The sequence below is a fragment of the Nostoc sp. genome (assembly GCF_036917435.1).
Lineage (GTDB): Bacteria > Cyanobacteriota > Cyanobacteriia > Cyanobacteriales > Nostocaceae > Nostoc.
The window spans coordinates 323019-336468 of the sequence record NZ_JBALDM010000033.1 but is presented as its reverse complement, the minus strand read 5'-3'; the positions used below and the strand labels follow the sequence as shown (position 1 = coordinate 336468).

Here is a 13450-nt window from a genome sequence, read left to right as displayed (position 1 = left end):
GGGAGGGAACCGGAAATATCATTTCCCCCCTTTATAAGGGGGGATTAAGGGGGGTAAAACGCCTGTGGGACAGAGCTTTTAGCTTAAGTTGACACCAGTGAAGACTGCTGTGCGCCTACAGCGCGGATCTATTTCCCATCGAAGCAATGATTAATCAAAGCCTGAAATGACCTACTTACGTTGATACACAATATGATTCTTTTGTACAGTGCGTAAGTCCTCTTATTCATCAATCTGCCAGGAATCCTTAGTTAATTCTTCATCCAGAATTTTCTTAGGACGCACAATGATAATAATTTGTCCTAGTAAGGGAATTTCTGGCTCAGTTTCAAACCACTGAAACTCTAATTCTCCACCATTTTCAACTACAAAAAAGCTTGAGGCATCCCATTCTCGTTTGGCACGATCTACCACAACTACAACGGGCCCCAGTTGGTTTTGGTTTTGCATGGGAAAGCGATCGCTATTCGCTAAAATCACTACTGGATCTTCTGCCGCTAACAGCACTTGCCAACCTGGTAATGGAACCCAAGCTTGCTCTCCAGAAAACTTAACCAGGCGAAATGGTTCAATTTCTGTCAAAATCGGCACAGCTTGCAAGTCTTGTCGTGATAATGGCAACTCGCCTACCACAGGCAAAATTCGGGGTAATTGTTCTTCAAATTCCAGGCGGTAAAATGGTAAAATTGGCGCTGGACGCTGGGGAATGGTAGTAAAATCAGTCAGTAGCTGTTCGATTTTTTGCCTTGCTGCTGGCGTGTGAGCAAAACGTAAACCTTTGGCGATTAGGCGCGATCGCTGTTGTAAATCTGCATTTTGGCGTGCCAGTTTCCAAACTTGGTGAGCAACGGCATCTCCAGGATGGGCAGAAAATCCTTCTGGCAAAGTGCGGAAATAGGAGAACTCTTTAATTGCTTTTGCGACTTCCTTCACCTCATCAGCATCGATTTTGTGAAAGAAGATCAATTCGGCGGCGGCGGCGCGTTCTTCTTGGGTGAGCAAACGCAGTTCGTATAAAACATCACTGCCGCGTGTGGCATAGTGCGATCGCGTTTCTTCCGATACTCCAAACTTTTCCAAAGAATTATAAACTTGAGAACCAACAACCACTTGATTTTGTTGAATTGGCTCAAATCCAGTTGCCTCAAAAATTTCTTGGGGATTGTAACCAGTTTTTAGCAACGAGGCGATCGCTGTTCCCCATTCCACCCAGTTGCCTTGTTTTTGCCTCAGTCTTCGCAGTAACTCTTGTGCTACATCATTGGTAGCATTTTCTTCGGGATTCTGAGCGTTGGGTGGTAGATCAGTCATAAGAATACGCAGTATGCAAGAAACTCAGCGTCTTTAAACCTGAGAGGGAAGCGACATCAACGGTTTTAACCGCAGTTAATTTTAGGACTTACGCAAAACCAAGCGCTGTAGAAGCAATGCCCCTACCTGAAAATCTTTCTTTTCGGCTATTGTTTGCGTAAGCTCCTGAATTTGAGAAGTGGATTAACACTTCATCAGCAAGTTTAATTCTAATCTAATGCAATTTGACGCTCCCCTGTTTATAAAACCTACGGTGTACACACAAGTTATCCGATTCCCAAAAGTCCTCAAAACTTCACCCTGTCCTGTCGGACATCCCTCTCCTTACTAAGGCTACGGTGCATACACAAGTCATCGAATTACCCAAAAAAAGAAAAACCTCACCCTCTCCTCTCCTTAATCCCTCTCCTTAATAAGGAGAGGGACAGATTTTGCATAGCAAAATCAGGGTGAGGTATCTCCAGGGCTGCGCGATAAATCTTAAAACGCCGTCAACAAATACTTGTGTGTACAGCGTAGCCTTAATAAGGAGAGGGACAGGTTTTGCTTGGCAAAAGCAGGGTGAGGTATTTAAGGGACTATGAGACTTAACCTTTTCTGTGAAACTTTACTTCCTTTCTAGGAAACTGGTTATAATTATTTTCCATCTCTGTCAGAAATCAAATTCTCATATACACATACAGTATTTATATGGGACGTGTTCGTTCTAAATCTGACCTACCTACAAAAATCTGTCCGGTATGTCAACGTCCTTTCACATGGCGTAAAAAGTGGCAAGATTGTTGGGACGATGTGAAATACTGCTCAGAACGTTGTCGTCGTCGTCGTTCTGAAGCTCAAAATGAAACCAACCGCAACATAGACGCAAATAGCGCAGGGGATTAATGGAGTCACAGGTGCAACCTAAATTAATTATTCATGGGGGGGCTGGCAGTTCTCTCCACGGTAAAGGAGGATTGGAGGCGGTGCGCCGATCGCTCCATACGGTGATAGAAGAAGTCTATTCTCTGCTATTGTCAGGAGCAACTGCTTCTGAAGCGGTGGTGCATGGTTGCCAAATGCTCGAAGATAACCCCCGTTTTAATGCTGGTACTGGTTCAGTACTACAATCTGATGGGCAAATCCGCATGAGTGCTTCTCTGATGGATGGCGCATTAGGACGGTTTAGTGGTGTGATTAATATCTCACGGGTGAAAAATCCCATTGAGTTGGCACAATTTTTACAAAGCTCACCAGATCGAGTGTTATCAGATTTTGGATCGGCTGAGTTGGCGCGGGAAATGCAACTTCCTAGCTATAACGCTTTAACTGATTTGCGGTTGCAAGAGTGGATACAAGAGCGCCAAGATAATTTTCAAAGCGCAATGGCGAATGTGGTAGCAGAACCGGAAATCTTAGAAACCAGTAATGCCGGACGTGGGACTATCGGTGTGGTAGCTTTAGATGCATCTGGTAGACTAGCTGCTGGCACTTCTACAGGTGGTAAAGGCTTTGAGCGGATTGGCAGGGTAAGTGATTCGGCAATGCCAGCAGGTAATTATGCTACTAGTAATGCTGGTGTTAGTTGTACTGGGATTGGGGAAGATATCATCGATGAGTGTTTAGCCCCCCGGATTGTAGTGCGTGTGACTGATGGGATGTCTTTGCAGGAGGCTATGGAGCGATCCTTTGGGGAAGCGCACCAGAATAAACGGGATTTGGGAGCGATCGCTTTAGATATCAGTGGCGCGATCGCCTGGGGTAAAACCTGCGAAATATTACTCGCTGCCTATCACGACGGCGAAAAAGTTGGTGACACCTTGGAATGGACTGGCAACGAACTGATCGGCTATTGTTGAATCAGATTCAGCGCTTCGGCTAAAGTTTCTTGTTCGTCAACCATTGCAGCTAATTCTTCTGCTTCATAACGCCCCTCAAAAGCTTCTAGCGCCGCTCTTTTAAGTCCTACTTGATATCCTTGTTGCAGAATATCGGTTAATTCTGCCTGATTCAAGTAGAATCCACCAGATTTGCGGCGCTTGTTTATTTTGTTGATTTCCCGCACCGTATTTTCTATGGAAACATCCCAAGAGCGAGTAGAACGTTTTTCAGCCTTTTGTTTAATTAAATGGATGAGAAGAATTACACCATAACTATCAATTTTATTGATTTTGTCACCAAGGCTCATTTCTTCTAACTCATCCACCAACAGCAGCGCCTCATGGATTTTACCTTGTTCTAGAAGTTGCCTAAGTTCTAGCAGTTCTTCCATACTAAATTTTGTCTTACAGTTTATGTCCCTCGCTTACCTCACCCTCAATCCCTCTCCTTACAAAGGAGAGGGAAGCTAGAGATAGGATGAAGTTTTGCATTTTATTTATCGCTTTATTGGCCTTTCTTGCGCCAAGCAGGTTTCACTACCTGACGACTACGGGCAATCACCAGAGAATCATCAGGTACATCTTCTGTGACTGTAGAACCAGCTGCGATGTAAACATCATCTCCCAATGTGAGTGGAGCAACTAAAACGCTATTGGCACCAGTTTTTGTGCGATCGCCTATTTTGGTACCATGTTTCTTCACGCCGTCATAATTGGCAGTAATTGTACCGGCACCAATATTTACCTGATTGCCGACAATGCTATCGCCTATATATGATAAATGTGCTGCATTTGTGCGATCGCCTAATTGAGTGTTTTTTAATTCCACAAAATTCCCCACACGGCAATTAGCACCCACTTGTACCTGACCGCGTAAATGGGCATAAGGGCCAATTCGGCTTCCTGCTTGCACACTACTATCTGTTACTACTGAATACTGCACCGTGACATTTTCAGCTAACTGACTATTTTCAATTAAACTCCCCGGCCCAATGTGACTTCCTGTTTGAATTACTGTATTTCCCCGCAGGTGAGTTTGGGGTTCAATAATTACATCTGGCTGCAATTCTACAGTTTCATCAATGGTGATGCTTGTAGGGTCGATGAGGGTGACACCTGCTAACATCCATTTTTCCTTAACTCGTTTTTGCAAAATTTCAGATGCTGTTGCTAGTTGCAGGCGATCGTTTATGCCAAGAATTTCTTGATAATCTTCCACATCTACGGCCATCACTTTTCCCACTTGAGTTACGGCATCAGTAAGATAGTATTCTTTTTGGGCATTGTTTGCCTGGAGGTGGGGCAGCACCTTTGCCAAATCTGGCCAGCGAAAGCAGTAAACTCCAGCATTAATCCGGTGATTTTGTCTTTGGGCAACAGTACAATCCTTATGTTCAACCATAAGCTGCACAATATTTTCATCGTTACAAAAAACGCGCCCGTAGCCTGTAGGATCGGCTAGATGTGAGGTAAGAATGGTGGCAGCATTCTGATTTTGGGTGTGAGTTTGTAACATCTGCTTGAGGGTTTCGCTACGTATCAACGGTAAATCGCCGTTAAGTATCAGCAAATTACCAGTGTAGTCTTCCAAGTGTGGAAGTAATTGCTGGATAGCATGACCTGTCCCCAATTGCACAGTCTGTTCGACAAACTCTAAACTCTTAATTGAATGCATGGCAGCTTGCACTTCCTCGGATTGATATCCCACAATTACGATTCGCCGTGAGGGGGAAAGTGGTTTTACACTTTCGAGAACTCTCTCCACTAGCGATCGCCCACCCAAAGAATGTAAAACTTTGGGTAAGCTTGATTTCATCCGTGTGCCGCGTCCCGCCGCTAGAATTGCTACAACTACCATAATTAGCTATCAGCTATCAGTGAAAGTGTGATTAATGCTGTTGGTACTTTAAGATTTAGGCTCAAATCATACCAGCTAATCATAGAAGACTGAAATATACAATTAATCAGGAAAATTACTTTGGTTCGTAAAAGGTCGAGACTATAGTACCAATTCCCGCTCACGACAGGAGGGATAAATCATTATCCGATACCTTTTCCTTTATACGATAGAATAAACTCTGCAAACTGCTGCATTAGTTTAGGATTACGCCAACCGGCATTAGTTTCTTCTTGCATCATTGAAAGAGCTTCTGCTGAAGTAAAAGCCTTTTTGTAAGGTCGTTCGCTGGTTAAAGCATCGTAAATATCAATTAACTGAAATACTTGCGCCAGATAGGGAATATCATCCCCCTTGAGTTTATCTGGGTAGCCTGAGCCATCCCAGTGTTCGTGGTGATGGCGAATAATGGGAATTACACCCCGCATACTGCGTAGTGGCTGGCAGATTTTTTCTCCAATCAAAACGTGCTGCTTCATGATTTCCCAATCTTTGGGGGTGAGTTGGCCTTTTTTCAGCAGCACTGCATCAGGAATACCCACCTTGCCGATATCGTGCAGATAACCACCCCACCTCAAATCTCGAATTTGGTAACGTGAGAGGTTGAGGTATTCACCAAAAACTTGTCCCAGTTTTACTAGGCGTTCACAATGGTTGCCTGTGTTGGGATCGCGACTTTCAATAGACATGGCGATGGAAAATAGCACTTGTTCGGCATGGTCTAAATCTTCGTTGAGACGCTTCTGTCGTACCAACGACTTTACACGCGCCGCCAGTTCTACACGATCGAAGGGTTTGGTGAGAAAATCATCTGCCCCAACTTCAATTCCCCGAATCCGCGATCGCCTGTCATTTAATGCTGTAATAAAAATTACTGGAATTAGCCTAGTCTGCTCATCCTGTTTCAGCAATTGGCAAACTTCAAATCCATCCATTCCTGGCATCATCACATCCAGTAAAATCAAATCTGGTTGTTTTTGAGTTACTAATCCTACAACCGTACAACCCCTGTCTGCCTCAATCACGTCATATCCTTCCATCCCCAAGAGGGCAACAGCAGTCATCCGACTGGCGGCGTGATCGTCAACTACTAAAACCTTCGGCAGATCTAAATCAAACCCATTCACTTTAGAACCTTTGACTTGTAGTGTTCTAGAGACTAATGAATCATCACCACAATTAACGTCAACTTGGATCCAAGAAGACGCAGTTTGAGTATCTTTAAACATAAGGTCTTCTTGAGATAAGGCTAAAGGACAAGCCTCCACATTATTTTGCAATCCTACAGCACGATTTGAACCGATACTCTTTACTGTGTTAGTGGGGTTTGGCCCACTAACAATTTGTTCTGTAAAGCCTGTATGGTTGGATTTCCATTGAATCACAAAGACACTCCAAGTTTTTGCACAAGTTAACAGTGTCAGATTTCCAAAATAAATTTAATATTTAGCTGTATCTGAGTCCAAGTTTTCATAGGGATTTATGGATGATGTAAATCGCCTATCTGAGTTTTTCGCAGTATGTATCTTTTATCTTACGAACAAGGGATATCTTGTTCTCAAATTTTTTGCTTCTAATTCCAGTATGATGAATTGGCAGAAATCTTAAAACAGGTTTATTACGGAGATTTTTTGAAAAAAAAGCGCTAGAAAGTACTGGAGTTGCTAGCTTTCTATCAAAATATAGGGTTTTTAGTTAGAAGTCTTTATCGTAATCATTAAGTATACATATTTTCACTTACTCAGTTATGGTAATACTCAAACACTGCTAAATAGGATGTAAAATTAGATACTATCATGATTTTTATTTATTTGCATCGGAAAAACCTGTTGCCTTAGCATTTGGAAAGGAAATCAGAGTTTTTGGAAAATATAGATAATTTTTCTGGAATTAAGGAATGAGGAAGTAGTTTTTCGTTGCGATCGCTTGCGATTCTTTACGAAACTGCACAAAATCAGCCTAGATTCGGACTTGGGGCAAAATCCCCTTGTCTTCTATAGAACCTCAGTAAACGGTATAACTACAAACTACTTCCCATAAAATCTCTGCCTTGTGTTCCCAATAGCCACTTTTTTCGCCAATGGGAGGTAGGTTCGAGTGAAGAGATTTTTTGTTCTTGTTGTCGCCGTATCACTATGACTTCGGTTGAATCACTCAATTTTGGATCGTGATAGGGAATAGCAGCACGGGTTAGCAAGTGTTCTTTTTCAGCTTGTGAGAGGGAAGGGAGTACTGGATAATTTTGAAATCTGGTACTTATAGGATGGGCTGCCATAGTACCAGGCGATCGCCTACCGACGGGTGGGGTAGAAGCTACCACCAAACCAGCAGACAAAAGTGCTGTGCGGACAGCAGCAGCACAAGAATAGGTGGCTAATAAACCATCTTGATGTAAACACAATGTCAGTTGTTTAATAAATTCAACAGTCCATAGTTGAGGACATTGTGATGGTGAAAACGCATCAAGGAAAATTGCATCTGCCCAGAAACCTGACTGATGTACTGATGCGATCGTAGTTCTAGCATCACCGATTAGGAGCTTTGCTTTCAGGCGAGGTGTTTGCACTTGATACTCAAAAGCTAGCTGGGACAGGATTTCAGTATAGTTACAGTTCCAATTGTCGAACAAGTGATGAGCGATCGCAGCTTGTGGCACTGCTGGATTCACTTCTAAACCGATTACTTCTACATAACAATCGGGATTCACTGCCCAAATTGTCTGCAAAGCAGCAGCTGTGTTATATCCTAGACCATAACAAATATCCAACAGCCGTAAGACTGGTTTTTGGGCGGCTGTAGCCAGTTGAGTTGGTTCCACAAACTTAAAAAAACTTTCCTGCCTAGCTCCATAATGGCTGTGAAAGGATTCACCAAACTCTTGAGAGACAAAGGTGAAAGAACCATCTGCTGTGAGCTTAGGTGTAAAATTTTCTAAGTCTGACATTTTATAAAAAAACTGAATAATTCCCAATGCCAAATTCCCAATTTGTTATTTCACCAGCTTGGCTATTTGAACATCTAGAAGATCCGCAAGTTGTTATTGTTGATTGTCGCTTTTCTTTAGCCGATCCACAACTAGGACAACAACAGTACCAAACAAGCCATATTAAAGGGTCATATTACCTAGATTTAAATCAGGATCTTTCCAGTCCAGTGGGTAAGCATGGCGGGAGACATCCTTTACCTGACGCTAATGATATCGCTAACAAATTTGCAGCCATTGGGGTAAATTACCAAAAAACTCTGGTTGTCGCTTACGATGACTCGCGCTTTGCCTTTGCATCTCGTTTGTGGTGGCTGTTGCGCTATCTCGGACATGAGCAAGTTGCGGTACTAGATGGAGGCTTTACTGGATGGCAAAAAGCTGGCTATCCGGTTACGGATGTCGTTTCTCAGTCTGGGATGGGTGCTTTTGTCGCTCAAGTACAACCAGAAAAAGTGGTAGATATTAATGTGGTTAAAAGTCGCAAGGATAGCGACAAGGTAGTATTGGTAGATTCCAGAGAAAGCGATCGCTATCGAGGTGAACGAGAGCCAATTGATAAAATTGCTGGACATATTCCTGGTGCAGTCAACTATCCTTGGCAAGAAGTTACAGACTCTTTCGGCTACCTACTCCCTGAAGAGGAACAACGCCGTCGGTGGGAACAGCTAAAAACAGCCGAAGAAATCTTGGTTTATTGCGGTTCTGGCGTTACTGCTTGCGTAAATTTACTTTCTTTAGAATTAGCTGGTATTAGCAAAGGTAAACTTTATGCTGGTAGCTGGAGTGATTGGATTTCTTATTTATAGTCATTGACACAAAAAAACAGCCACCTCCATAAAGGAAGCAGCCGTTTTAACAACTTATGTAACTAAGTATTAGTAATCGAAATCGCCACCACCACCGCCACCGCCAGCAGGAGCGCCATCTTTAGGTTCAGGCTTGTCAACTATGATACATTCGGTTGTCAACACCATACCAGCGATGGAAGCAGCGTTTTGCAGAGCAGAACGAGTTACCTTAGCAGGGTCAACAATACCAGCAGCTAACAAATCGACGAATTCGTTGGTTGCAGCATTGTAGCCAACATTGAATTCTTTCTCTTTCACACGTTCAGCTATAACAGCACCATTCTGACCGGCGTTTTCAGCAATCCGCTTCAGAGGTGCAGGTAAGGCGCGAACGACAATCAAAGCGCCAATCAACTCTTCATCTTTAAGATTGCTCTTTGCCCAAACTTCCAATTCAGGAGCCAGGTGAGCCAGAGTTGTACCACCACCAGGAACGATACCTTCTTCCACAGCAGCTTTAGTGGCGTTGATAGCGTCTTCTAGGCGTAGTTTCTTGTCTTTCATTTCGGTTTCGGTTGCTGCACCAACTTTCACTACAGCAACACCACCAGAGAGTTTAGCAAGACGCTCTTGTAATTTCTCTTTGTCGTAAGAAGATTCGGTTTCGTCGATTTGACGACGAATCTGTTCGACACGAGCCTTTACAGCAGCTTCATTACCTTCGGCAACAATTGTGGTGCTGTCTTTGGTAATGGTGATCCGACGAGCTTTACCCAGGCTATCCAGCTTGGTGTTATCTAGCTTCAGACCAGCATCTTCGGTAATTAGTTGACCACCAGTTAAAACAGCGATGTCTTCTAGTAGTGCTTTGCGGCGATCGCCAAAGCCAGGAGCCTTAACAGCAGCCACGTTCAGTACACCGCGCAAACGGTTTACTACCAAGGTTGCTAAAGCTTCTTTTTCAATATCTTCGGCGATAATTACCAAAGGACGACCAGCACGAGCTACTTGCTCTAATACTGGTACAAGGTCTTGCACTAAAGCAATTTTCTTGTCAGTCAGAAGGAGGAAAGGTTCATCAAAAACCGCTTCCATCCGTTCTGCGTCCGTGGCAAAATAGGGAGAGATATAGCCTTTGTCAAAGCGCATCCCTTCGGTGATTTCCAACTCGGTGAACATAGATTTCCCTTCTTCTAGGGAAATTACGCCTTCCTTGCCCACCTTGTCCATTGCTTGGGCAATCATCTGACCGACTTCTTCGTCATTACCAGCCGAGATCGCACCAACTTGGGCAATGGCTTTGGAATCTTCCACCGGACGAGCGTGTTCTTTGATTTTCTCTACCAGGAAGGCAGTAGCTTTATCAATACCGCGCTTCAGTGAAATCGCGTTAGCACCGGCTGCAACGTTCCGCAAGCCTTCTTTAACGATCGCATGAGCTAAAACGGTAGCAGTTGTGGTACCGTCGCCCGCAGCATCGTTGGTTTTAGAAGCAGCTTGACGAATTAAAGCTACGCCAGTGTTTTCAATGTGGTCTTCTAATTCGATCTCTTTAGCGATCGTTACACCGTCATTAACGATTTGCGGTGCGCCAAATTTCTTTTCTAGAACTACGTTACGACCTTTGGGGCCGAGGGTAACAGCTACGGCCTCAGCCAAGATGTCAATGCCTCGTTCTAAGGCGCGACGGGCGTTTTCGTTGTAGATAATGCGCTTTGCCATATTATTTGTCCTTTGTCATTTGTTTTTTGTCTTTTATCTTTTGTCTTTTGTCATTGGCTAATGACTAATGACCAGTGACTAATGACAATTAAATAACGACTGCTAAAATGTCTTTTTCAGAAAGCAGTACATATTCTTCGGTGCCGAGCTTGATGTCAGTGCCAGCGTACTTGGAGTACAGCACTTTATCGCCGACTTTAATTTCCAATTCCTGACGGCTACCGTCGTCGTTACGCTTGCCAGGCCCAAGGGCAACAACTTCCCCTACCTGGGGCTTTTCCTTGGCGGTATCGGGCAAATACAGACCACCTGCGGTCTTTTCCTCTGAGGCGTTCACTTTTACGAAAACGCGATCGCTCAAAGGTTTAACTGTAGAAACGCTTAAAGATAAGGCTGCCATAATTATTTTCTCCAGAGATTAGCACTCTCAACCCCTGAGTGCTAATCTACCGAAAATTGGCATCCAATGGCAAGAATTCCTTTAGTACGGGTTCCCGAACTACAAGATCGTTGTACTTAAGTATAAATGCCTAATTATTTTTAATCTGCGGGTTTTGTTCTGCGAGTTACGTATACTTTTATATGGTCAAAGAGCGTCGGGAGTCGAAAGCAGTGAAGAGGTTTTCCAATTCCCAATGACGGCAGTTGCTCTACTTGGGGAAACCCCAAGACCGCACTGCCTCCCCAATGCCCTATTTCCTTGCCAGTCAACTTTATTTGCAAAGCTTGGAAATTGTTATAGAACTGTAATCAGGGAGTTGCTCGATAAGTAACAATACAGCGATCCAATCAAGCCATCAAATCCCCAAAGCCACTAAGTTTCTAGAATATAAAGCCCTGAGTAATTGTGTAGAAAGTTTAGGAGTTGCAAAAATTCAGCGACAGATTTTTATTTGCGCTGACCAGACAATTGCTAATTGCTGCTCAAAACGAGCTAGTCTGGAATTCTGGGAATATTTAAAAGAGCGACTTAAAGACTTAAAACTTGATGAGTCGCAACAGAATTATTCCTTATGCGTCTATAGAACTAAAGCCAACTGCTTGCGCGTTTGTTGTTCTAGACTCATAATGGTGGTTTACCTTGATGGTGTCTGGTATCGCCAAGCAAACCTAGAAGTTATTGAGCGGATCGTCCAAGAACACTTCAATAGGCAATAAGGTGGTAGAAGAATATGCATTTTTAAACCATCTTTTGCCATAAACTTCCCTAGTTTGTTGTGAACACCTCATTGAGGCTTAACAACCGAAGGATATGGAACAGCAGTAAGCTTTAGAAAGTGCGGGTTGGTTTTGAGGTAGGGTCATCTTTAAGCCAATACTTACTTGTGAGTCAGAAGGATTATTATTTTATCAGTGTTTTTTCGCCCGCCACTTTCAATGCGATATATAATAGCGCATTATAGATACTACTGCTATACGTATCCTTGCTGGACTTTTGCTATCGAGCTATTAGTCTCTTGAAAATGCTCGGCATTTTTAAGACTTCGAGACAGCAAAGGCAAGTTAAGTAGGAAAAAGGACAACATCTCGAAATAACCCACCATAGAGGATAAATATTCAAGACTTTGATGGACCGAAGCGCGACAAGTGCCACTGCTATGAAAGAGCCCAGCATGAAAGATCACAAACGACTTCTATTGATTGATGATGACCCTAACCTCATCTTGCTGGTGAAGGATTACTTAGAATTCCGGGGATACGAAGTCATCACCGCCGAAAATGGACGTGAAGCTCTGGAAATTTTAGAGCAAGATGTTCCAGATATGATTATCTGCGACGTGATGATGCCAGAAATGGACGGATATACTTTTGTGGAACAAGTCCGGCAAAACGAACGCACCAGTTGGATTCCGGTTCTTTTCCTTTCAGCTAAGGGACAAAGTGCAGACCGAGTTAAGGGTCTGAATAAAGGTGCTGATGTTTATATGGTCAAGCCCTTTGAACCAGAAGAACTCGTAGCCCAGGTAGAATCCTCACTGAAACAAACTATCCGTTGGAAAGAACACCAAGCAAAAGGAGGCGAAAACGGTTCCCGTATCCAGGTTCCCTTCGATGTGCAATTAACCCCAACTGAACTGAAAGTAGTCCAGTTTGTCGCTAGGGGTTTAGCTAACCGTGAAATTGCTGAAGAACTAAATGTTAGTCAGCGCACGGTTGAAAGCCATGTGTCCAATATGTTGGGCAAAACCAATCTCCACAACCGCACTGAACTAGCGCGGTGGGCGATTGAAAATCAAATGGCCTAAACTCAGTACCGAGTGCTGAGTGCTGAGTGCTGAGTCAAAAAAACTCAGCACTCATAACTCAGGACTCAGCACTCAATTTACCACCCATCTTCTTCAGGGCTGGATTGGTGCAAAACTTCTAAATCCAGTTCATCCAGATAAGTTAGGGCGCTTTCAATCTGAGGAACAGTACCTCGTAGTTCCAGATCGAAGCAGCTATATTGTGGCACGTTTGCGCTTACCTGAGCATCAGCAATAATGACTGTAATGCCATAGTGAGAAACCAGTCGTGAAATGATTCCTTCCTCGTGCAAGTCTTTAGGAATGTGAACCTGGATGCGAGTTTGGGTGCGTCTATTATCTAAAATATCAGTATTATATTTTACTTCTTTATTGGGAATTGCCATTCTAGCTGCCTACTCGACTTCTGGGATGAGGGTTCTGCTTTGCACAACTCTTTTAACACTAGCGTTACTTATCCCATGCACGCAAGCGGTAGCAAATGATTCATAATTTATCATTAAGATTTGATGGTGTAAATTGTGGATGGCGATCGCGTCTAAGAATTATGGATTTTTTAACTTATAATTTTTGGCGGGAGTCATTAGTACCAATGACTAATAAGTTCGATTTATCCACCGCAATTCAAGAAAACCGATGAG

At 43.4% G+C, this 13450-nt stretch carries 13 protein-coding genes; 5 read left to right on the top strand and 8 right to left on the bottom strand.

What is annotated here, in order from left to right; genetic code table 11:
- Positions 1-222: 222 nt before the first annotated feature.
- Positions 223-1311, bottom strand: coding sequence for a RuBisCO accumulation factor 1 (locus V7K98_RS16040; RefSeq protein ID WP_335023423.1), 1089 nt, complete (start codon positions 1309-1311; stop codon positions 223-225).
- A gap of 690 nt (positions 1312-2001) precedes the next feature.
- Here V7K98_RS16040 and V7K98_RS16035 point away from each other — a divergent pair.
- Positions 2002-2196 (top strand): DUF2256 domain-containing protein, encoded by a 195-nt coding sequence (locus V7K98_RS16035; RefSeq protein WP_323233929.1) that lies wholly within the window; start codon positions 2002-2004, stop codon positions 2194-2196.
- The gene (locus V7K98_RS16030; RefSeq protein WP_335023419.1) at positions 2196-3149 is read left to right on the top strand and encodes an isoaspartyl peptidase/L-asparaginase; all 954 of its coding nucleotides are present in this window, start codon (positions 2196-2198) and stop codon (positions 3147-3149) included. The genes V7K98_RS16035 and V7K98_RS16030 overlap by 1 nt, the downstream gene beginning before the upstream one ends.
- Here the strand turns inward: V7K98_RS16030 and V7K98_RS16025 are convergent.
- From V7K98_RS16025 to V7K98_RS16010, 4 genes are all read right to left on the bottom strand, one after another.
- Positions 3140-3562, bottom strand: a complete 423-nt coding sequence (locus V7K98_RS16025; RefSeq protein ID WP_335023417.1) for a DUF29 family protein — start codon at positions 3560-3562, stop codon at positions 3140-3142. The two genes, V7K98_RS16030 and V7K98_RS16025, sit on opposite strands and share 10 nt — an antisense overlap.
- 113 nt (positions 3563-3675) lie before the next feature.
- A complete protein-coding gene (glmU, locus tag V7K98_RS16020) occupies positions 3676-5028 on the bottom strand; it encodes a bifunctional UDP-N-acetylglucosamine diphosphorylase/glucosamine-1-phosphate N-acetyltransferase GlmU (RefSeq protein WP_335023415.1) in 1353 nt (450 codons plus the stop codon).
- Positions 5029-5210: 182 nt separating this feature from the next.
- Positions 5211-6452 carry a two-component system response regulator gene (locus tag V7K98_RS16015; protein WP_335023413.1) on the bottom strand — a complete coding sequence of 414 codons (1242 nt, stop codon included), beginning with the start codon at positions 6450-6452 and terminating at the stop codon, positions 5211-5213.
- A gap of 635 nt (positions 6453-7087) precedes the next feature.
- Complete coding sequence (locus V7K98_RS16010) at positions 7088-8011, bottom strand: tRNA (5-methylaminomethyl-2-thiouridine)(34)-methyltransferase MnmD (RefSeq protein WP_335023410.1); 924 nt, start codon at positions 8009-8011, stop codon at positions 7088-7090.
- 26 nt (positions 8012-8037) lie between these two features.
- Between V7K98_RS16010 and V7K98_RS16005 the strand changes: the two genes are divergently transcribed.
- Positions 8038-8859, top strand: coding sequence for a sulfurtransferase (locus V7K98_RS16005; protein ID WP_335023408.1), 822 nt, complete (start codon positions 8038-8040; stop codon positions 8857-8859).
- Positions 8860-8928: 69 nt separating this feature from the next.
- On the opposite strand, the gene groL is transcribed toward V7K98_RS16005, so the two are convergent.
- The gene (gene groL, locus V7K98_RS16000; protein ID WP_335023406.1) at positions 8929-10563 is read right to left on the bottom strand and encodes a chaperonin GroEL; all 1635 of its coding nucleotides are present in this window, start codon (positions 10561-10563) and stop codon (positions 8929-8931) included.
- A gap of 88 nt (positions 10564-10651) precedes the next feature.
- On the bottom strand, positions 10652-10963 hold the full coding sequence (gene groES / locus V7K98_RS15995) for a co-chaperone GroES (RefSeq protein ID WP_069071443.1): 312 nt from the start codon (positions 10961-10963) through the stop codon (positions 10652-10654).
- 1168 nt (positions 10964-12131) lie between these two features.
- On the opposite strand from groES, the gene V7K98_RS15990 reads away from it, so the two are divergent.
- The gene (locus V7K98_RS15990; protein WP_012407592.1) at positions 12132-12809 is read left to right on the top strand and encodes a response regulator transcription factor; all 678 of its coding nucleotides are present in this window, start codon (positions 12132-12134) and stop codon (positions 12807-12809) included.
- 77 nt (positions 12810-12886) lie between these two features.
- Here V7K98_RS15990 and V7K98_RS15985 read toward each other — a convergent pair whose 3' ends face one another.
- Entirely contained in the window at positions 12887-13195 is a 309-nt protein-coding gene (locus V7K98_RS15985) for an NIL domain-containing protein (protein WP_335023404.1), read from the bottom strand.
- A gap of 95 nt (positions 13196-13290) precedes the next feature.
- On the opposite strand from V7K98_RS15985, the gene V7K98_RS15980 reads away from it, so the two are divergent.
- Positions 13291-13449 carry a hypothetical protein gene (locus tag V7K98_RS15980; protein ID WP_335023402.1) on the top strand — a complete coding sequence of 53 codons (159 nt, stop codon included), beginning with the start codon at positions 13291-13293 and terminating at the stop codon, positions 13447-13449.
- The last annotated feature ends 1 nt before the right edge of the window (position 13450 follow it).

Coding starts and splice junctions, on each gene's coding strand:
- groES (WP_069071443.1), bottom strand. CDS start 10,963: ATGGCAGCCTTATCTTTAAGCGTTTCTACAGTTAAACCTTTGAGCGAT.
- V7K98_RS16025 (WP_335023417.1), bottom strand. CDS start 3,562: ATGGAAGAACTGCTAGAACTTAGGCAACTTCTAGAACAAGGTAAAATC.
- V7K98_RS15985 (WP_335023404.1), bottom strand. CDS start 13,195: ATGGCAATTCCCAATAAAGAAGTAAAATATAATACTGATATTTTAGAT.
- V7K98_RS16040 (WP_335023423.1), bottom strand. CDS start 1,311: ATGACTGATCTACCACCCAACGCTCAGAATCCCGAAGAAAATGCTACC.
- V7K98_RS16010 (WP_335023410.1), bottom strand. CDS start 8,011: ATGTCAGACTTAGAAAATTTTACACCTAAGCTCACAGCAGATGGTTCT.
- glmU (WP_335023415.1), bottom strand. CDS start 5,028: ATGGTAGTTGTAGCAATTCTAGCGGCGGGACGCGGCACACGGATGAAA.
- V7K98_RS16005 (WP_335023408.1), top strand. CDS start 8,038: ATGCCAAATTCCCAATTTGTTATTTCACCAGCTTGGCTATTTGAACAT.
- groL (WP_335023406.1), bottom strand. CDS start 10,563: ATGGCAAAGCGCATTATCTACAACGAAAACGCCCGTCGCGCCTTAGAA.
- V7K98_RS16030 (WP_335023419.1), top strand. CDS start 2,196: ATGGAGTCACAGGTGCAACCTAAATTAATTATTCATGGGGGGGCTGGC.
- V7K98_RS16035 (WP_323233929.1), top strand. CDS start 2,002: ATGGGACGTGTTCGTTCTAAATCTGACCTACCTACAAAAATCTGTCCG.
- V7K98_RS15980 (WP_335023402.1), top strand. CDS start 13,291: ATGATTCATAATTTATCATTAAGATTTGATGGTGTAAATTGTGGATGG.
- V7K98_RS15990 (WP_012407592.1), top strand. CDS start 12,132: ATGGACCGAAGCGCGACAAGTGCCACTGCTATGAAAGAGCCCAGCATG.